General features: G+C 73.4%; 14 protein-coding genes. 3 read left to right on the top strand and 11 right to left on the bottom strand.

The features are described from left to right. Positions 1-336: 336 nt before the first annotated feature. Positions 337-1,344, bottom strand: coding sequence for a stage II sporulation protein M (locus ACFYQQ_RS38685; RefSeq protein ID WP_355794797.1), 1,008 nt, complete (start codon positions 1,342-1,344; stop codon positions 337-339). 119 nt (positions 1,345-1,463) lie between these two features. Here ACFYQQ_RS38685 and ACFYQQ_RS38680 point away from each other — a divergent pair, with 119 nt between their 5' ends. Then, positions 1,464-2,522, top strand: coding sequence for an RDD family protein (locus tag ACFYQQ_RS38680; protein ID WP_356239606.1), 1,059 nt, complete (start codon positions 1,464-1,466; stop codon positions 2,520-2,522). A gap of 21 nt (positions 2,523-2,543) precedes the next feature. Here ACFYQQ_RS38680 and ACFYQQ_RS38675 read toward each other — a convergent pair whose 3' ends face one another. Next, positions 2,544-3,158, bottom strand: a complete 615-nt coding sequence (locus tag ACFYQQ_RS38675; protein ID WP_355784276.1) for a hypothetical protein — start codon at positions 3,156-3,158, stop codon at positions 2,544-2,546. 134 nt (positions 3,159-3,292) lie between these two features. Further along, on the bottom strand, positions 3,293-4,750 hold the full coding sequence (gene ahcY, locus ACFYQQ_RS38670) for an adenosylhomocysteinase (RefSeq protein ID WP_355784279.1): 1,458 nt from the start codon (positions 4,748-4,750) through the stop codon (positions 3,293-3,295). A gap of 347 nt (positions 4,751-5,097) precedes the next feature. Between ahcY and ACFYQQ_RS38665 the strand changes: the two genes are divergently transcribed. Continuing rightward, entirely contained in the window at positions 5,098-5,466 is a 369-nt protein-coding gene (locus tag ACFYQQ_RS38665) for a S26 family signal peptidase (protein WP_355784282.1), read from the top strand. 100 nt (positions 5,467-5,566) lie between these two features. Here ACFYQQ_RS38665 and ACFYQQ_RS38660 read toward each other — a convergent pair whose 3' ends face one another. From ACFYQQ_RS38660 to ACFYQQ_RS38635, 6 genes are all read right to left on the bottom strand, one after another. Then, a complete protein-coding gene (locus tag ACFYQQ_RS38660; protein ID WP_355784285.1) occupies positions 5,567-6,544 on the bottom strand; it encodes a cation diffusion facilitator family transporter in 978 nt (325 codons plus the stop codon). 117 nt (positions 6,545-6,661) lie between these two features. Beyond that, positions 6,662-7,813, bottom strand: a complete 1,152-nt coding sequence (gene manA / locus ACFYQQ_RS38655; RefSeq protein ID WP_355784287.1) for a mannose-6-phosphate isomerase, class I — start codon at positions 7,811-7,813, stop codon at positions 6,662-6,664. Between the two features lie 83 nt (positions 7,814-7,896). Then, the gene (locus tag ACFYQQ_RS38650; protein WP_355784288.1) at positions 7,897-9,024 is read right to left on the bottom strand and encodes an SIS domain-containing protein; all 1,128 of its coding nucleotides are present in this window, start codon (positions 9,022-9,024) and stop codon (positions 7,897-7,899) included. 43 nt (positions 9,025-9,067) lie between these two features. Beyond that, positions 9,068-9,238, bottom strand: coding sequence for a Trm112 family protein (locus ACFYQQ_RS38645; protein WP_121402559.1), 171 nt, complete (start codon positions 9,236-9,238; stop codon positions 9,068-9,070). A 187-nt stretch (positions 9,239-9,425) separates the two neighbouring features. After that, a complete protein-coding gene (locus ACFYQQ_RS38640) occupies positions 9,426-10,787 on the bottom strand; it encodes a phosphomannomutase/phosphoglucomutase (RefSeq protein WP_355784291.1) in 1,362 nt (453 codons plus the stop codon). A gap of 393 nt (positions 10,788-11,180) precedes the next feature. After that, entirely contained in the window at positions 11,181-11,555 is a 375-nt protein-coding gene (locus tag ACFYQQ_RS38635; protein WP_356173093.1) for a DUF3499 domain-containing protein, read from the bottom strand. Between the two features lie 329 nt (positions 11,556-11,884). Between ACFYQQ_RS38635 and ACFYQQ_RS38630 the strand changes: the two genes are divergently transcribed. After that, positions 11,885-12,334 (top strand): metallopeptidase family protein, encoded by a 450-nt coding sequence (locus ACFYQQ_RS38630; RefSeq protein ID WP_355790641.1) that lies wholly within the window; start codon positions 11,885-11,887, stop codon positions 12,332-12,334. Between the two features lie 14 nt (positions 12,335-12,348). Here the strand turns inward: ACFYQQ_RS38630 and ACFYQQ_RS38625 are convergent, their stop codons facing one another. Next, positions 12,349-13,851 carry a DUF5719 family protein gene (locus tag ACFYQQ_RS38625; RefSeq protein ID WP_356173091.1) on the bottom strand — a complete coding sequence of 501 codons (1,503 nt, stop codon included), beginning with the start codon at positions 13,849-13,851 and terminating at the stop codon, positions 12,349-12,351. Beyond that, on the bottom strand, positions 13,848-17,531 hold the full coding sequence (locus tag ACFYQQ_RS38620) for a glycosyltransferase (protein WP_356173088.1): 3,684 nt from the start codon (positions 17,529-17,531) through the stop codon (positions 13,848-13,850). Before ACFYQQ_RS38620 ends, ACFYQQ_RS38625 begins: the two co-directional genes overlap by 4 nt. Between the last annotated feature and the right edge of the window lie 179 nt (positions 17,532-17,710).

Raw genomic sequence — 17,710 nt, 5'->3', positions numbered from 1 at the left:
CTTCGGTCTTGCGTTTCCGACTCTATCAGACCGTTTCCGGTTCCGATTTCCTCGGTGCTTTCCAGGTTTCCGCTTTCGCGTTTCCCTTTCCGGCGACTCCGACTTTATCAGAAGTTTTCGGCCGGACTGACCGGCTGCAATTTCTCTGAATCGTCAGAAGTGGCTTCCCCGTAATCGAGTGAATCGATTGTCTCCGGAAGCAGCTAGAAACTAGCGGTTGCCACCGGACGTGTCCAGTTCTAGGCAACTGTTCGAATCTACCTCCCCGTAGGTCCCGTGTCAACAGGTCCCTTGGGGCGAAGAGGAGACTAGCAGCTCAGCGGGGCCGAACGCACATCAGGCGGCGGTCGGCACGGTCGCGCTGCGTTCGGCTTCCTCCACGTCACCCGTTTCGCCCGAGCGGGCCGCGCGTCCGCCCAGGACATAGACGTACGCGAGGAAGGCCAGTTCGGCGACGATGCCGATGCCTATTCGGGCCCAGGTGGGCAGGCCCGAGGGCGTGACGAAGCCTTCGATGGCGCCGGAGACGAACAGGACCAGGGCGAGGCCGATGGCCATGCCCAGGGCGGCGCGGCCCTCTTCGGCGAGGGCGATGCGACGGGACCGGGGGCCCGGGTCGATCAGGGTCCAACCGAGGCGCAGGCCGGTGCCGGCCGCGACGAAGACGGCGGTCAGCTCCAGCAGGCCGTGCGGAAGGATGAGGCCCAGGAAGGTGTCGAAGCGGCCGGCCGACGACATCAGGCCGATGCCGACACCCAGGTTGAGCATGTTCTGGAAGAGGATCCAGATGACGGGGAGCCCCAGGAACACCCCGAGGACCAGGCACATCGCGGCGGCCTGGGCGTTGTTCGTCCAGACCTGGGCGGCGAAGGACGCCGCCGGATGGCTGGAGTAGTAGGTCTCGTACTCTCCACCGGGACGGGTGAGCTGCCGCAGCTCGTCGGGGGCGGCGATCGAGGACTGGACCTCGGGGTGCGTGGCGATCCACCACCCCAGGAGGGCCGCGACCACCGTGGAGAGCAGGGCCGTGGGGACCCACCAGTGCCGGGAGCGGTAGACGGCGGCGGGGAACCCGTGCGTCAGGAAGCGGGTGACGTCGCGCCACGAGGCACGGCGGGTTCCCGTCACGGCACTGCGCGCGCGTGCGACGAGTTGGCTCAGGCGTCCGGTCAGCTGGGGGTCCGGGGCGCTGGACTGGATCAGGGAGAGGTGGGTGGCGGTGCGTTGGTAGAGAGTGACGAGCTCGTCGGCCTCGGCGCCGTTCAGGCGACGGCGGCGGCTCAGCAGGGCTTCGAGGCGGTCCCACTCGGCACGGTGGGTGGACACGAAGACGTCGAGGTCCATCGGTTCTGCTGCTCCTCGTCCTCTCGTACTGCGTGTCAGCTTGTCGTACCGCGGCGCGATGCGCCCTCAGCTTGGCAGACTGGCGGTTCTCGGGGCAGGTCAGGGGAAGGACGGCGCACGTGAGTGATCTGGTGACGGGCGAGGCGGTGGCGCTGGAGCTGCGCCCGGCGAAACTGCCGAGCCGGGCGCTGGCGGTGTTGCTCGACCTGATCGTGGCGATGGTCGTCTACATCCTGGTGTCCATCGTGCTGGTGATCTCCACCGCGAGCCTGGACGAGGCGGCGCAGGTCGCGGTGTCGATCGCGACGTTCCTGCTGGTGCTGGTGGGTGGGCCGATCGCCGTCGAGACGCTCAGCCACGGGCGCTCGCTCGGGAAGCTGGCCTGCGGGCTTCGGGTGGTGCGGGACGACGGCGGGCCGATCCGGTTCCGGCACGCGCTGGTGCGGGGCGCGGTGGGTGTCGTCGAGATCCTGATGACGTTGGGGGTCGTGGCGTGCATCGCGTCGCTCGTCTCGGCGCGGGGCCGGCGGGTCGGTGACGTGTTCGCGGGGACGCTGGTCGTACGGGAGCGGGTGCCCACGGGGCGCGCCTCCTTCGTGCCTCCGCCGCCGCCCTGGCTGGCGGGACGTTTCTCCGGGCTGGACCTGTCCGCCGTTCCGGACGGGCTGTGGCTCGCCGTGCGCCAGTACCTGACGCGGATGCAGCAGCTGGACCCGCAGGTCGGCTGGACCATGGCTCAGCGGCTCGCCGGGGACATCGCGGCGTGCACGGGCACTCCGGCGCCGCAGGGTGTTCCGCCGGCCGCCTATCTGGCGGCGGTGGTGCAGGAGCGGCAGGCCCGTGAGGTGCGCCGTACGTTCGGCCAGGGCGGCAGTCCCGTCGCGGCGGGTCCTGGTTTCGGTCCCGGTCCTGCCTGGCCCGGGGCGTACCCGGCGGCGGTCGGTCCGGCGCCGGTACCGGGCGGCGGTTTCGGCGCGGCCGGCCCGGCGGCGGCGAGCGCGGGACAGCCGTGGCGGCCGGGCCCCGCGCACGAGCAGCCACAGCAGGCCGTGCCCGATCACTGGCAGCCGCCGCAGTCCCCGCCGCGGCCGGTCTCGCCCGTGGCCGAGCAGCCGCGGGACGAGCGGCCCGGCGCGGAGTCCGGGCGGCCCTCGACCAACTTCGCGCCGCCGGCCTGACCAGCTCGTCCCAGGCCCGCGTCAGGAGAAGGACGACGGGGGCGTCTCCAGGTGTTCCAGCTCGATTCCGGGTGCCGCGAGGACCACGTCGCCCGCGATGTGGACGGTGTTCTGCTCGCCGGTGTCCAGGGCTGTGACCTGGTACGCGTCCACGATCAGGGGGCCGTTGTCAGTGGTGTGTGCTTCTCTCGAGATCAAGGCCCAGGACTGGTCGAGGGTGCGGGGGGCGAGGACCGGGTCGGTGAAGGCGACCAGGCGTACGCGGGTGGCGGCGGCATCGGGGGTGAGGCGCAGCAGACGTGCGGTGGCGACGAGGAACGCCGGTGAGGTGCCGGTGAAGGCGTGGGCGCGGACGTTGCCCTCGGTGGCCTCCGTGCCGGTGGGGTCGGTGCGGACCCAGGTGACGCCGTCGAGGGCCGCGCCGCGGACCTGCCAGCTCGCGGCGTGCAGTTCGAGGCGGATGGGCCGGCCCAGTTCGTCGAGGGCGAGGTCGACGGAGCCGGCGTGGTCGCCGGCGGGGGTGGTGAGCTGCGAGACGTAGCGCCAGCCGGAGGGGCCGGGCGCGCAGTGGAAGTGTTCTTCGGCGAGGGGGGTGTGATCGTGCGGATCGTGGAGCGAATAACGGCCGCGGGGCATGGGGGTCCTGGATTCTCCGGGTTCGGTCCGGCAACGGGCAGGCCCCCGGCACCGGGGTGCGGGGGCCTGCCTGGGACCTGCTGCCGGTGGGCGCGTCAGTGCACCACGCGCTCACCGTCTGCTGAGGCGTGCGCTCAGTAGCGGTAGTGGTCCGACTTGAAGGGGCCGTCGACCTCGACACCGATGTACGCGGCCTGCTCGGGGCGGAGCTTGGTGAGCTTCACGCCGAGCGCGTCGAGGTGGAGGCGGGCGACCTTCTCGTCGAGGTGCTTCGGCAGCACGTAGACGTCGGTCGGGTACTCGTCGGGCTTGGTGAACAGCTCGATCTGGGCCAGCGTCTGGTCCGCGAACGAGTTGGACATGACGAACGACGGGTGGCCGGTCGCGTTGCCCAGGTTCAGCAGGCGGCCCTCGGAGAGGACGATGAGGACCTTGCCGTCGGGGAAGGTCCAGGTGTGGACCTGCGGCTTGACCTCGTCCTTGACGATGCCGGGGATCTGGGCGAGGCCGGCCATGTCGATCTCGTTGTCGAAGTGGCCGATGTTGCCCACGATCGCCTGGTGCTTCATCTTGGCCATGTCGGCGGCCATGATGATGTCCTTGTTGCCCGTGGTGGTGACGAAGATGTCGGCCTGCTCGACGACCTCGTCGAGGGTGGTGACCTGGTAGCCGTCCATCGCCGCCTGGAGAGCGCAGATGGGGTCGATCTCGGTGATGATCACGCGGGCGCCCTGGCCGCGCAGGGACTCCGCGCAGCCCTTGCCCACGTCGCCGTAGCCGCAGACGACGGCCGTCTTGCCGCCGATGAGGACGTCGGTGGCGCGGTTGATGCCGTCGATCAGGGAGTGGCGGCAGCCGTACTTGTTGTCGAACTTCGACTTGGTGACGGCGTCGTTCACGTTGATCGCCGGGAACAGCAGGGTGCCGTCGCGGTGCATCTCGTACAGGCGGTGGACGCCGGTCGTGGTCTCCTCGGTCACGCCGCGGATCTCCGAGGCGAGCTGGGTCCACTTCTGCGAGCCGTCGCTGATGGTGCGGTGCAGCAGTTCGAGGACGGCGCGGTGCTCCTCGGACTCGGCGGTGTCGACCGAGGGGACCTTGCCGTCCTTCTCGTACTCGACGCCCTTGTGGACGAGGAGGGTGGCGTCACCGCCGTCGTCCAGGATCATGTTCGGGCCGCCGCTGGGGGTGTTCGGCCAGGTCAGCGCCTGCTCCGTGCACCACCAGTACTCCTCCAGGGTCTCGCCCTTCCAGGCGAAGACCGGGACGCCCTGCGGGTTCTCGGGCGTGCCGTTCGGGCCGACCGCGATGGCGGCGGCGGCGTGGTCCTGGGTGGAGAAGATGTTGCAGGAGGCCCAGCGGACCTCGGCGCCCAGGGCGACCAGGGTCTCGATGAGGACGGCGGTCTGCACCGTCATGTGCAGGGAGCCGGTGACGCGGGCGCCCGCGAGGGGCTGCGTCTCGGCGTACTCCTTGCGGATGGACATGAGGCCGGGCATCTCGTGCTCGGCCAGGGTGATCTCCTTGCGGCCGAACGCGGCCAGGGAGAGATCGGCGACCTTGAAGTCCTGTCGGCTGTCGACAGTGGTCATAAGGAGCTGCTCCTCGGGATCGGGGCGAGGTGGGTAGGGCTGGTCTGCGCGGCGTCGGGCACACGCCTGCCCGAGCGGGTCACGGGCATGCCTCGGTGCGCGCAGCGCAGTCCGTCGGAGGCCCTCTCTCCCTCGGCCGGCCCTCGCGGGGCCGCCCGACCGCCATCAGCAGCGACGTCTGGCTCAGTCACCAAGCTACACCGGTGGGCCGGGCGACCCCAGTCCGCCTCCGATCACATCGGGCCGATCTCCCGGGGGCGTGGCCTCTCGGTCGCGCCCGTCGGCGGGCGGTGCGGGCCCGCGGACGGCGCGTCCGGCGGGGATCGCCAGCCTCTGCGGGCGCCGGAGTGCCGTCCGAGGAGCGGATCACCGTCAACGGCGGGCCGCTGGAGGAGCCGTACGTGCGGGAGGGCGTCGCCGACGGGACGCATCGGCCGTACGAGGTGACGGTGCCGCCGGGGCGGTTGTTCCTGCTCGGGGACAACCGGGTGAACGCCCGGGACTCGCGTTCCTTCCCGGAGGACCACGGGGGGACGGTGCCCGCCGGTGCCGTACAGGCCCGGGTTCTCGACGGCCGTACGCCGCTCGTCGTGTCGGTGGTGGCGATGGTGGCGGGGCTGGCCCCGGCGCTCACCGGGCTGGGGTTCGGCATCGCCGCGCTCGTGGCCCGGCGGCGGGTGGTCCCGTCGGCGCCGCCATGGGCCGTGCGGGTCTGAGGGGCCGGACAGGCCGGACAGGCCGGACACGGACGGGCCCGCCTGGGATCAGGCGGGCCCGTCGTCGTGTGCGCGGCCGGGGCGTGTACCGGCCGCCGGGTCAGTGCTCGGTGACCTGCGCCGGTCCGCCGGGCGAGGCCTCGCGGTCCGGGCCCTTGGCGGCCTCGGTCTCGCTGTAGATGTCCGGCTCCAGGTAGATGACGCGGGCGATCGGGACCGCCTCGCGTACGCGGGCCTCGGCGGCGTTGATCGCGGAGGCCACCTCCGCGGCCGTCTCGTCGTGCCGGACCGCGATCTTGGCGGCGACCAGGAGCTCCTCGGGGCCGAGGTGGAGCGTGCGCATGTGGATGATGCCGGTGACGGTCTCGCCGTCGACGACGGACGCCTCGATCTTCTTGACGGCGTCCAGGCCGGCGGACTCGCCGAGCAGCAGGGACTTCGTCTCGACCGCCAGCACGAGCGCGATCAGGATGAGCAGGATGCCGATGCACAGGGTGCCGATGCCGTCCCAGACGCCGTCACCGGTGGCCAGGGCCAGGCCCACGCCGCCGAGCGCGAGGACCAGGCCGACCAGCGCGCCGAAGTCCTCCAGCAGGACGACCGGCAGCTCGGGGGCCTTGGCGTGGCGGATGAACGACTTCCACGACTCCTTGCCGCGCAGCGGGTTGGACTCCTTGATGGCGGTGCGGAAGGAGAAGCTCTCGGCGATGATCGCGAAGACCAGCACGCCCACCGGCCAGTACCAGTGCTCCAGCTCGTGCGGGTGCTTGATCTTCTCGTAGCCCTCGTAGACGGCGAACATGCCGCCGACCGAGAACAGGACGATCGAGACGAGGAAGGCGTAGATGTAGCGCTCGCGGCCGTAGCCGAACGGATGCTGGGGGGTCGCCTCGCGCTGGGCCTTCTTGCCGCCGACCAGGAGCAGGGCCTGGTTGCCGGAGTCGGCGAGCGAGTGCACGGACTCGGCGAGCATCGAGGACGAGCCGCTGAAGAGGAACGCCACGAACTTCGATGCCGCGATCGCTAGGTTGGCGCCGAGTGCCGCCACGATCGCCTTGGTGCCGCCTGACGCGCTCATGTGTCCGGGGTGTCCCTTCGCCCTCTGCCAGTCACCGGGCCTTTGCCCGCCCTTTGCGATGGGCCATTGTTGCAGCCCGCCCGGACTAGTGCCCGCCAGCCCGTCGCGCGAACTCGATCAGGCGATGACGGTGGCCCTGAAGACCGTTCCGGGTCCGGACACTTCGGCCCTTTCGCCCGCCGGTACGAACACGGACTCGCCCGGGGAGAGCGTGATCCCGTCCGCCCGTACCGAACCGGCCGTGCACAGCAGGATCTGCGGGGTGGGCCGGGTGAGGTCGTGCGGGGCCGTGCTCTCGGGCAGCACGTACCGGGAGAGGCGGAACTCGGCGATGGGGGTCTCGTAGACCTCCTCGCCGTCCGGGGCGGCCTCCGGGCGCAGCACGCCGGGGTCGCCCGCCTCGAAGCGGACCACGCGCAGGAGTTCGGGGACGTCGACGTGCTTGGGGGTGAGGCCGCAGCGCAGGACGTTGTCCGAGTTGGCCATGATCTCGACGCCGAGTCCTTCGAGGTAGGCGTGCGGGACGCCGGCGCCGAGGAACAGGGCCTCGCCGGGCTGCAGTCGGACGTGGTTGAGGAGCATCGCCGCGATGACGCCGGGGTCGCCCGGGTAGTGGTGGGCGATGGCCGCGTACGGGGCGTAGGAGCCGCCGAGGCGGTCGCAGGCGGCCGCGGCCTCGGTGACGGTGTGGGCCATCTCCTCGCGGTCCGCGGTGAGTACGGCCGTCAGCACCTCGCGCAGGGCGGCCTCTTCGGGGTGGGCGCGCAGCAGGTCGACGTACGGCTTGAGGGAGTCGACGTCCAGGCCGGCCAGCAGCTCGGCGGCCGCTTCGGGGGCGCGGAAGCCGCACAGGCCGTCGAACTCGGTGAGCGCGCAGATGAGTTCGGGCTTGTGGTTGGCGTCCTTGTAGTTGCGGTGGCCCGCGTCGACCGGGATGCCGCGGCTCTCCTCGTCCGCGAAGCCCGCTTTCGCCTGCGCGAGATCGGGGTGCACCTGGAGGGAGAGGGGGGCGCCGGCCGCGAGGAGCTTGAGCAGGAACGGCAGGCGGGGGCCGAACCGGGCGACGGCCGCCGGGCCGAGCTCCCTCTCGGGGTCCGCCTCGACGACCCGGTCGAGGGGGCCGCGTGGGGTGCGCGAGGGAGCGCCGGGGTGGGCGCCCATCCACATCTCCGCCTGCGGCTCCCCGGTCGGCTCGACGCCGAGCAGCCGCGGGATGGCGGTGGTCGAACCCCAGGCGTAGGGGCGGACGGTGTTGTCGAGGCGGTCCATGCTCTGTCTTCTTCTCCGTACGTACGCAGCCCGGCGGGCGCCGGCCGGGGCCTCCCCGGGCGGCGGGGAGGCGTGGCTCAAGATCAGGCCCTCGAAGCGAGCGCCAGGTAAACGGCGGCGAAATCCGTGACGGCGATCAGTTCCGCGAGGGTCTCCAGTTCGCTGCCCTCCTCGGGTTCGAGTTCGCTGATGGCCGTGTCGTGGCCGAGGGCGAGTTCCCGGGCGGCGGGGGCGGCGGTGAGGCCGCCGATGGGGCGGTCCCGCAGCAGCACCACGCGTGCGTGCAGGGCCTGTTGCTCCTCGACCCGGTCGCGGAAGAAGTCGTCGGGGTCGGCGCCGGCGGCGAGTGCCCCGGCGAGCAGGACGCTGTGGGAGGCGAGGGCCTCGGGGAGTTCGGCGGTGAGGGCGGGGCGGCCCGCGAGCTCGGCGAGCGCTGCGGTGAAGCGGCGGCCGGCGGGGCCCGCCGAGACGCCTTCCGTCCAGACCACCGGGAGCGCGTCGGCCAGTTCGGCGGCGAGCGTCTTGGCGGGGTTGCCGTACGTGGCGACGGCCGGGCCGCAGCGTTCGGCGACCTGGTCGAGCCGGTCGGCGACCTTCTGGAGGGCCTCGGGCGGCGCGGAGAGCAGGCCGGTGCGGTCCAGGAGGGCGAGCAGCGGGGTGAGCAGCGCCCACAGGACTCCGGGCGCGGAGGCCGTCAGGGGCTCGGTCGGCTCGTAGGGGGCGGTGGCCATCGGGACGAACAGGCCGTGCGTGCCGTCGACCGACTCGGTCAGCGCGGAACGGGGCGGGGCGACGGCGGCGACGGTGCAGCCGCGCCGGTAGGCCTGTTCGGCGAGGAGCGAGAGGCCGGGCTCCGAGCCGTCGGGCGTGGCGATCAGGAGCAGGTCGACGGAGCCGGCCCAGCCGGGGAGTTCCCAGCGCAGCGCGCCCGCGGCGGGCGCGACGCCCACGGGGGTGAGCCGGGTGACGGGGCAGCTCGCCCCGGCGAGGGTGCCGAGGAATTCGGCGACCCCGGTGGCGGCCATGCCGGGTCCGGCGATCAGGACGCCGCGCGGGCGGCCCTCGGGCTTCAGGTCCGGGATGCCCGCCTCGGTGGCGTGCCGGACGGCGGTGCGCACCCGGGCTCCGGCCTCGGCGGCGCCGCGCAGCAGTTCGCGGCGGTCGGCGCGGGCGAGGGCTTCGGGGTCGTCGAGCAGCGTTTCGTCGAGCATGGGGCGACAGCTCCGATCACCGGTGTGGCACCGGTCCGTCGTTTTACGCGGGGCGGCGGGCCTCGTCGACGAGCAGTACGGGGATGCCGTCCCGGACGGGGTAGGCGAGGCCGCAGTCCTGGCCGGTGCAGACCAGTTCGCTCTCCTGCTCCGTGAGCGGGGCGTGGCAGGCCGGGCAGGCGAGGATCTCCAGGAGGCCGGCTTCGAGCGGCATGGGGTGTCCTTCCGAACAGGTGGATGCGGCCTGGTCAGGGTACCGCCGTGGGCAGGGGGGCGCGGGAGTGGGAGACATCTGCCCGGCGCGGGGGCGGCCCCGGCCGTCCGCCCCCGCCCGCCGCGGGTCCCGCGGGGCGGGTGACGCCCCTCCGGAGTGCCGCCCCGCGCCCTGCGGAGCCGGTGGGTCAGGCTCTGATGATCTCCAGGACCTCGTCGCGCACCTTCGCCATCGTCGCCTCGTCGCGGGCCTCCGCGTTCAGACGCAGCAGCGGTTCGGTGTTGGAGGGGCGGACGTTGAACCACCAGTCGCCGGCGGTGACGGTCAGGCCGTCCAGCTCGTCGAGGGTGACGCCCTCGCGGCCCTCGTACGCCGTCCGGATCGCGGTGAGGCGGGCCGTCTGGTCGTCCACCGTGGAGTTGATCTCGCCGGACCCGGCATAGCGGTCGTACTGGGCGACGAGGGCCGAGAGCGGGCCGTCCTGGCCGCCGAGCGCGGCGAGGACGTGCAGCGCGGCCAGCATGCCCGTGTCCGCGTTCCAGAAGTCGCGGAAGTAGTAGTGCGCGGAGTGCTCGCCGCCGAAGATCGCGCCGGTCCTGGCCATCTGCTCCTTGATGAAGGAGTGGCCGACGCGGGTGCGGACCGGCTCGCCGCCGTTCTCCCGGACGACCTCGGGCACCGACCAGGAGGTGATCAGGTTGTGGATGACCGTCCCGCCGGGGTGCTTGGCCAGCTCGCGGGAGGCGACGAGGGCGGTGATCGCGGACGGTGAGACGGGGTCGCCGTTCTCGTCCACCACGAAGCAGCGGTCGGCGTCGCCGTCGAAGGCGAGGCCGAGGTCGGCGCCCTCCTCGCGCACCCGCTTCTGCAGGTCGACGATGTTCTTCGGGTCGAGCGGGTTGGCCTCGTGGTTCGGGAACGTGCCGTCCAGCTCGAAGTACATCGGGACGAGGTCCAGGGGCAGTCCGGCGAAGACGGTGGGCACGGTGTGCCCGCCCATGCCGTTCCCCGCGTCGACGACGACCTTCAGGGGGCGGACGGAGGTCAGGTCGACCAGGCCGCGCAGGTACGCCGCGTAGTCCTCCAGTGTGTCGCGCCGGGTGATCGTCCCCGGAGCGGCCTCGGAGACGGGGGTACCCGAGTCGGCCCAGGACTCCACGAGTTCGCGGATGTCGCCGAGGCCGGTGTCCTGGCCGACGGGGGCCGCGCCCGCCCGGCACATCTTGATGCCGTTGTACCGGGCCGGGTTGTGCGACGCGGTGAACATGGCGCCGGGCAGGCCGAGGGCGCCCGAGGCGTAGTAGAGCTGGTCGGTGGAGCACAGGCCGATCTCGGTGACGTCGACGCCGAGCGCGGCGGCACCGCGGGCGAAGGCGCGCGCGAGACCGGGCGACGAGGGCCGCATGTCGTGGCCGGTCACGATCGCGTCCGCGCCGGTCACGTGCGCGAAGGCCGCCCCGAACAGCTCGGCCAGCGGCTCGTCCCACTGGTCCGGGACCACCCCGCGGACGTCGTACGCCTTCACGATCTGCGACAGATCAGCAGCCACGGCCAACCCTCCTGGATGCGAGCAGTGGCCCCCAAACTACCCGTACGGACCGGCCGTCCGGCGTGAAGGGCCCGGCGGCGCGGGCACACTCGCCGGCCTGCGGTTCAGGGGGTAGCCGGCCGGGGGCCGCCGAGCCGTGCCGCACCACGGGCCGATGGTACGGAGGGGTTCATGACGTAGGCGTACGCCGCCACGGACGTCGCGGCGAGGACGGCGAACCGCAACTCGTGGACGGTGGCGGCCCGTTCGGCGGCTTTCGCGCGCGTGCGCTCCGAGCACGGCCGCGGCGCACAGCCCGGCGAGCACGACGGGTGCGTGCGGTAACGGAGGGTGACGAGTCGTGCCGAGCTGTGAGAAACGGACTCAAGATCGTGAAGGGCGGGCGGCTCGGCCTCAGTTGTCGGGCGAGCGCAGCACCCGCAGATGGCCGCGGCGCGCGACCTCCATGGGGTCGGCCGTGCGGGCACCACCGCCGGCCTCCGCCGTGCGCTGCTGCGGACGGGCCGCCTCGCGCACCGCGTTGGCGAGCGCTTCGAGGTCGTCGCCGCTCGGACGGGAGGGGGCCGACCCGTCGGACAGCCGCACGACCTCCCAGCCGCGGGGCGCGGTGAGGCGGGCGGAGTGCTCGGCGCACAGGTCGTAGCAGTGGGGTTCGGCGTAGGTGGCGAGCGGGCCGAGGACCGCGGTCGAGTCGGCGTAGACGTACGTCAGCGTCGCGACGGCGGGACGGCCGCAAGCGGTGCGCGAACAGCGACGTACAGGGCTCACGACGTTGGACGGTACCGCACTCTTGAGCGGGCCGCGACGACTCTCCCCCAGGTCACCCCACCGTGTCGGGTTGTGAGACCGCTCACTTGGATCTCCGAACACCCCTGTCTGACCTGGGAGTACACCGTCCGGCAGCGAACGCGTCCGACGCGGAACCGGTCATCACCCGGTGCAAACCACGTCAATTGCCATGAGGCCGACGGTCGCGGAGAGATACGGAATCGAGCCCGATCTTGGCTGGAATGGTCATCCGGCGACATGCCGTGCCTTCCCCGGACAGCGCGTGGAGCCCGGCGCGCGGCTCCCGCGGGGACTACGCTTCGTCGGTGATGGACAACCCCGTACCGCCCCGCGCCGCCGCACCCGGGCCCCGCCGCCGCGACCGCCACGGCAGGGGCATGCGCGGCCCCGTCGCGCCCCCGCAGGTGCCGCTCGCCGCGAGCCGCGCCGAGGTGTTCGCGGACCTGGTGCAGGACTCCGTGGAGCGTCTGGAGCGGCGCTGGCCGCAGCTCGCCGAGATCGACTTCATGGTCCTGGAGGTGCCCCGCCTCGGGGCCGCCGGCGAGAGCTGGAACGACGAGGCGGTCCCCCTGGGCGGCACGATCCCGGCCCGGGAGGGCCACCACGCGCGTGTGGTCGTCTACCGGCGTCCGGTGGAGATCCGCACCAAGGGCCGCGACGAGCGCGCGGCCCTGGTCCACGAGGTGGTCGTGGAGCAGGTGGCGGAGATCCTCGGCCTGACCCCGGAGACGGTGGACCCCCGCTACGGCGAGGACTGAACCGGCCCCGCGGATCACCGCTTCTGCAGCACCGACAGGTCCTGCTCGGCGTGCGGCACGGCCACCGTCCCGCGGTCGTCCGGCAGGGTCTGCACGGTGAACGCCGGCACCCCCTCGACCGGGGAGGCCAGCATCCGGGAGGCGTAGACCGAGCCCCCGGAGAGCGGCTCCACCGTCAGCGCGTACGTGCCCTTGAGGCCGCTCGGGACGGGCGCGGCCACGTTCTGCGTGGTGCCGCCCTTGATCGTGAACGTCTTCGTCACCGCCTCGCCGCCCTCGCTGCCCGCCGACGCCGTGACCCTGACCTTGGCGGAACCGCCCGGGGCGGTCACGGCGAGCGTGCTGCCCTTGGCGCGGTTGTCGGCGACCGTCGCGCGGCTGCCGACCGGGGCGGTGGCCGGGATGAAGGCCGTCTCCCGCTTGTCGCCCTTGCCGCGCACCACGCGCAGGGCCGCGACCACCGGCACCGAGGAGTCGCTCGGCGACAGCACCAGGGAGCCGGCCTCCCCGCGGGTGAGGTCACCGAGGTCGACGGCGGCGGTCATGCCGGCCTTCACGTGCAGGGTCTCGTGCCCGGCCGGGGTGATCGGGCCGGACGGCGAGGCCAGCCGCACCTTGAGGTCGGCGTCGGTGTCACCGGGGGTGAAGGCGACCAGCCGCACCGACGTGGCGTCCTCGGGGATGCCGGGCAGGACGAGACCGGCCGCCGGGTCCGCGGCGGCGGGCAGCCAGTCGCCGCCGAGCTTGTCGTCGAGGGACTGGACGGCGGCGGCGACCCGGCCGCTGCGGACCGTCACGTGCACGGTCAGGTCGGTCTGCGGCTTGCCGGTGAGCGTGGACAGCAGGATCGGCTCGCTGGAGTGGGGCTGGACCGTGATGCCCTCGCCCACCGTGGACTTGAGGGCGCCGTCCTTGCCGTAGAGCTCGATGTCGGCGACCGCCGCCGAGTCGTCGGGGTTGGTCAGGTGCACGTAGTCGGTGCGGTCGTCGGCGGTGGAGGCGCCCGGGAACCAGAACTCGGTGTCCGGAGCCGTGCAGTTGGCGCCGAGCAGTCCGCGTCCGGTGCCCGCGGCCACCTCGGTGGTCTGCTGGACGGTCCACCCCGGGGCGAACCTGCCCCCGGCGGTGCCCATCAGGGCGGGCGCGTCGGCCCCGGACTCCTCGCCGGTGACCGGCTTGCCGGGCTCCTTCGGCGACAGGACCGGCTCGTCGTCCTGCTTCTTCTTCTCCTTGCCGCCCTTGGCGCCGTCCGCCGACTCCCCCGCCGCGGACCGCAGTTCGGCCCGGCCGCCGCTGCCGGTGCCCTTGGAGACGGGCGTGTAGGACGTGTACGCGGTCTCGGCGAGGTCGGAGGTGCTGGGCTGCGGGCAGAGCAGGCTGGTGCGCTCGACGGGCAGCCGGGCCGCCGACCGCGCGGTGTCGCCGCCCGCGGCGCCGGGCGCGGTGAGCGCGGCGAAGCCGGTGACGGCGGCGAGGGCGGTGGTCCCCGCGATCAGGGACACGGTGGTGCGCTTCACTGCTGGCTCCCGTCGGGGCGCTCACTGTCGGTGCCGTGCGGCGGCTGCGGCGGCAGCGGGGGCTGTGCCGGGTCGTACGCCGGGTCGTAGCCCTGGTGGTACGTCTGCTCGTAACCCGTCGTGCTCCCGTAGGCGTACGGGTCGTACTGGCCGCCCTGGTAGGGGTCGGCCTGGTACGGCTGCTCGTACGTGTCCGCCGGGTACTGCTGCGGGTTGCCCTGGTACTGCTCGGCGCCGTAGCTGCCGTAGTCGGCGCCCGCGTAGCTCGCCGCGTCCCACTCGTCGTACGGCTGCTGCTGCTGCGGGATGCCGGCCGGGACCTCCTGCGGCGCCCGGTCGGGGGCCGGGGCGGCGGGGTCGCCCTCGCCGGGGTGCTCCGCGTCGGCCTCGGCCTGCGCGCGCAGTCGGCGGGCGCGGCGGCCCTCGCCGGTCACCTCCTGGGCGGGGACGGCGAGTTCCTCCTCGGGGAGGTCGTCGTCGACGTCGCGGCGGCGGCCGGGCAGGGCCATCACCACGAGGACGACGGCGAGCGCGCCCTGCGTCCACAGCCACGCGGTGTGTCCCACGGGTGTGTCGAAGGTGACGTCGAGTCGGCCGCCGGAGGTGGGCAGTTGGAAGCCCTGGGCCCAGCCGTCGACCGTGGTGCGGGTGAGCGGCTTACCGTCCAGGGTGGCGGTCCAGCCCTCGTCGGCCGCGTCGGCGAGGCGCAGAACGCGGCCCGCCGGGCCGGCGGGCACGCTCGTGTGCACGTCGACGGGGCCGGCGGCGACGGCCTGCGGTTCACCGGACTTCGGCACCACGGCGACGCGCGAGACCTGACGGTCCACCCGCCACAGGGCGCCGCCGTCCTGCTGGCTGAGCCTGCTCAGGCCGGGCGTCGCGTCCAGGACGCGGCTGACCTCGCGGGGCGCGCCCTTGCGGACGAGGACGTAGCGCACGGCGAAGCCGCCGAGCTGGTCCGCCTGGTCGGCGCCGGAGCCGGCCACCAGGTTGGCGACGACCTTGCCGAGCTTCGCGTTCTCGCCGCCCGCGGCGGCCAGTTCGGCGTCGCCGAGGCGGGCACCGGAGCCGCGCACGAGCGTGTAGCCCACGCGCGCGGCGGTGTCGCTGTCGAGGACGAGGGTGCGGGCCTGGTCGCGGGTGCCGCTCTCCTCGGCGACGAACGCCGGCACCTGCACCGGGTCGCGCCGCTCCAGGGGCCCGTCGGCACCGCGGATCATCCAGCCGGCGCCGACGAGCAGCGGGCCGGCGGCGGCGGTGAACGCGATGAGCGCGGCCACCGGCTGACGCCAGCCGAAGCTCTGTTCGGCCACGCGGGCGCGTGCCCCGTCGGCGCCGACCACGGCGGCGCCGAGGAGGGCGATGCCGTAGACGAGGGTGGCGGGTCCGGCCCACGCCGAGCTGTTCGACAGCACGGCGAAGACGAGGGCGACCAGGGCGACGGCCCAGGCGGTGCGGGCGGCCCGCTGCCGCTCGGAGCGCATCAGGGCGGCCAGGGCGGCCAGCACGATGCCGATGAGAATCAGCCCGCCGACGGTGCCGGGGCCGCCCGGGCTAGCGCCGAGCAGGTCGAGCGCGGAGGCCGCGCCCTCGCCGTACTCCAGGCCCGCCTCCGTGAAGAAGCCGAACGGGAGCAGCGTCAGTGACCAGGGGGCGAGGACCAGCAGCGGTGTACCGAGCTGGGCCAGGAAGCGCGGACCGTAGGCGGTGATGTCCCGGCGGCGCACCGCGAGGAGGGCGAGGCCGAGGACCAGCGCGATGGGCCACACGATCGGGGTGAACGCGGTCGCGAGGGTGAGCAGCAGTGCGTACGCCCAGGTCGCGCGCCAGCTGCCGCGCGCGCCGGAGGCGTGTGCGAGGCCGGCGGCGGCGATGCCCGCCCGCGCGATGAGCGGCAGCAGCATCGCGAGGACCGCGGTGCCGATGCGGCCGCCGGCGAGCGCACCGGTGGCGGCGGGCAGGAAGGCGTACGCGACGGAGGCCCAGGCGCGCAGCAGCCGTGACTCGACCAGGGGCCGCGAGGCGAAGTACGCGGCGAAGCCGGCCAGCGGCACGGAGCAGACGAGGAGCACGGTGACCGCGAGCCCGGTGGAACCGAGCAGCACGCTCGCGAGCATGGCGACGAGGGCCAGATAGGGCGGCGCGGACTGCGTGCCGCCGGTGCCCACCGCGTGCCAGGCGTCCAGATAGCGCGACCAGAGCCCGGAGGAGTCGGCGGGCGCGGGCAGCAGCGCGCCGCCCGCCAGCGCGCCCCCGCCGAACAGTTCGCGGCAGGCGATGAGCGAGACGAAGAGCAGGACGACGAAGAGCATCGGGCCGGGCTTGCGCGCGGCCCGCTTGAGCCGGGCGAACTGTTCGACCTCCAGGAACTCGGCGTCGTCGCCGCCGGGTCCGGACTCGACCGCGCCGCCGTGCCGTCCGGCGCCGGTGGTGACCTCGGGGTCGGAACGGCCGACGAGACTGCCCGCCGCCTGCTCGACGGTGGCCCGGACGGTGGCGCCGGGCGGCGGGAACAGCGCCCGCAGCTCGCCCTTGTCGACCTGCGGGGTGCCGCGTCTGCGGCGGCCGGCGATGATCCGCTCCGGGCGCAGCAGTGTGCCCAGGAGGCCGCGGATCTCGTCGACGGCCTGTCCGGGGGCCTTGCCGACCAGGTACGCGACCGTGCGCACCAGGGTGCCGAGGACCAGCCGGAAGAGGATCCAGGGCAGCTGCGCGGTGCGGGCGTTGACGAGGAGGGTGTAGGCGGCGCCGGCCTTGTCGACCTTGTGCGGGGAGGCGGAGGTGCGGCCCACGCAGTCGACGGTGCGGCGCTCGCGGGAGGCCGCCTCGGCGTGGCGGACGACCGCCTCGGGGGCGACGAGGACGCGGTGTCCGGCGGCCTGGGCGCGCCAGCACAGGTCGACGTCGTCCCGCATGAGGGGCAGCCGGCGGTCGAATCCGCCGAGCTCCTCGAAGACGTCACGCCGGATCAGCATGCCGGCGGTGGACACGGACAGGACGGGCCGTACGTGGTCGTGCTGGCCCTGGTCCTGCTCACGGCGGTCCAGGCCGGTCCAGCGGCGGCCGGAGTGGGCGATGGTGACGCCGACCTCCAGGAGCTGCCGCCGGTCGTACCAGCCGCGGAGCTTGGGGCCGACGACGGCCACGTCCCTGCCGAGCTCCAGCTCGTTCTCCACGACGCGCAGGAGGTGGGCCAGGGCGTCCGGCTCGGGGGCGCTGTCGTCGTGCAGCAGCCAGAGCCACTGCAGGGGTTCGCCGTGCGGCAGTTCGGGCAGGTCGTAGGCGTCGTCGCGCCAGGTGCGGGTGACGGGGTCCCAGCCGCTCGGGCGCTTCAGGTAGGGCAGGTCGTCCGGGGTGAGCACGCCGGCGGTCCGGGAGACCTCCTCGACGGCCTGGCCGAAGCCGGTGCGCCGGGCGAGGTGCAGGACCCGGTCGGCGCCGAGCGCGTCGGTGAGGAGCTGGGCGGAGTCGTCCGCGCTGCCGGTGTCGGCCGCCACCGCGCTCTGCACGGGGCGCTCCTGGCCGAGCAGCCCGGCGAGGGCCTCGGGCAGCCAGCGGGCGCCGTCGTGGGAGACGAGCACCGCGGTCACCACGTGACGCGGGAACTCGGGCGGGCGGGCCGCGTCGAACGGCGCGGCGGCAGTGTCGTAGTGGCCTGCCGTATGACTGTGCACGGACATCGAGGTACGGGCCCCGGTTCGGTGGACTGCGGTGGACGCCTGTGTCCGGCGGGGACAGCGGGACGTCTCGGACGAGGGCCCACACTAACGGCTGAGCAGCACAGCGGCCCGCCGCCTGTGGACAACCCACCTGCGACGGGCCGGACGTTACGTATCCGTACGGGAGACTCGGTGTCTTT

The organism is Streptomyces sp. NPDC005496 (assembly GCF_042872045.1).
GTDB lineage: Bacteria > Actinomycetota > Actinomycetes > Streptomycetales > Streptomycetaceae > Streptomyces.
Note: the sequence above shows the minus strand (reverse complement) of the source record. Positions and strands in the feature narration are given on the sequence as shown.

Bases quoted from the DNA above. Each gene is read 5' to 3' on its own strand.
- manA (WP_355784287.1), bottom strand. From the start codon at position 7,813: ATGGACCGCCTCGACAACACCGTCCGCCCCTACGCCTGGGGTTCGACC.
- ACFYQQ_RS38660 (WP_355784285.1), bottom strand. From the start codon at position 6,544: ATGAGCGCGTCAGGCGGCACCAAGGCGATCGTGGCGGCACTCGGCGCC.
- ahcY (WP_355784279.1), bottom strand. From the start codon at position 4,750: ATGACCACTGTCGACAGCCGACAGGACTTCAAGGTCGCCGATCTCTCC.
- ACFYQQ_RS38645 (WP_121402559.1), bottom strand. From the start codon at position 9,238: ATGCCGCTCGAAGCCGGCCTCCTGGAGATCCTCGCCTGCCCGGCCTGC.
- ACFYQQ_RS38650 (WP_355784288.1), bottom strand. From the start codon at position 9,024: ATGCTCGACGAAACGCTGCTCGACGACCCCGAAGCCCTCGCCCGCGCC.
- ACFYQQ_RS38675 (WP_355784276.1), bottom strand. From the start codon at position 3,158: ATGCCCCGCGGCCGTTATTCGCTCCACGATCCGCACGATCACACCCCC.
- ACFYQQ_RS38620 (WP_356173088.1), bottom strand. From the start codon at position 17,531: ATGTCCGTGCACAGTCATACGGCAGGCCACTACGACACTGCCGCCGCG.
- ACFYQQ_RS38630 (WP_355790641.1), top strand. From the start codon at position 11,885: ATGGACAACCCCGTACCGCCCCGCGCCGCCGCACCCGGGCCCCGCCGC.
- ACFYQQ_RS38685 (WP_355794797.1), bottom strand. From the start codon at position 1,344: ATGGACCTCGACGTCTTCGTGTCCACCCACCGTGCCGAGTGGGACCGC.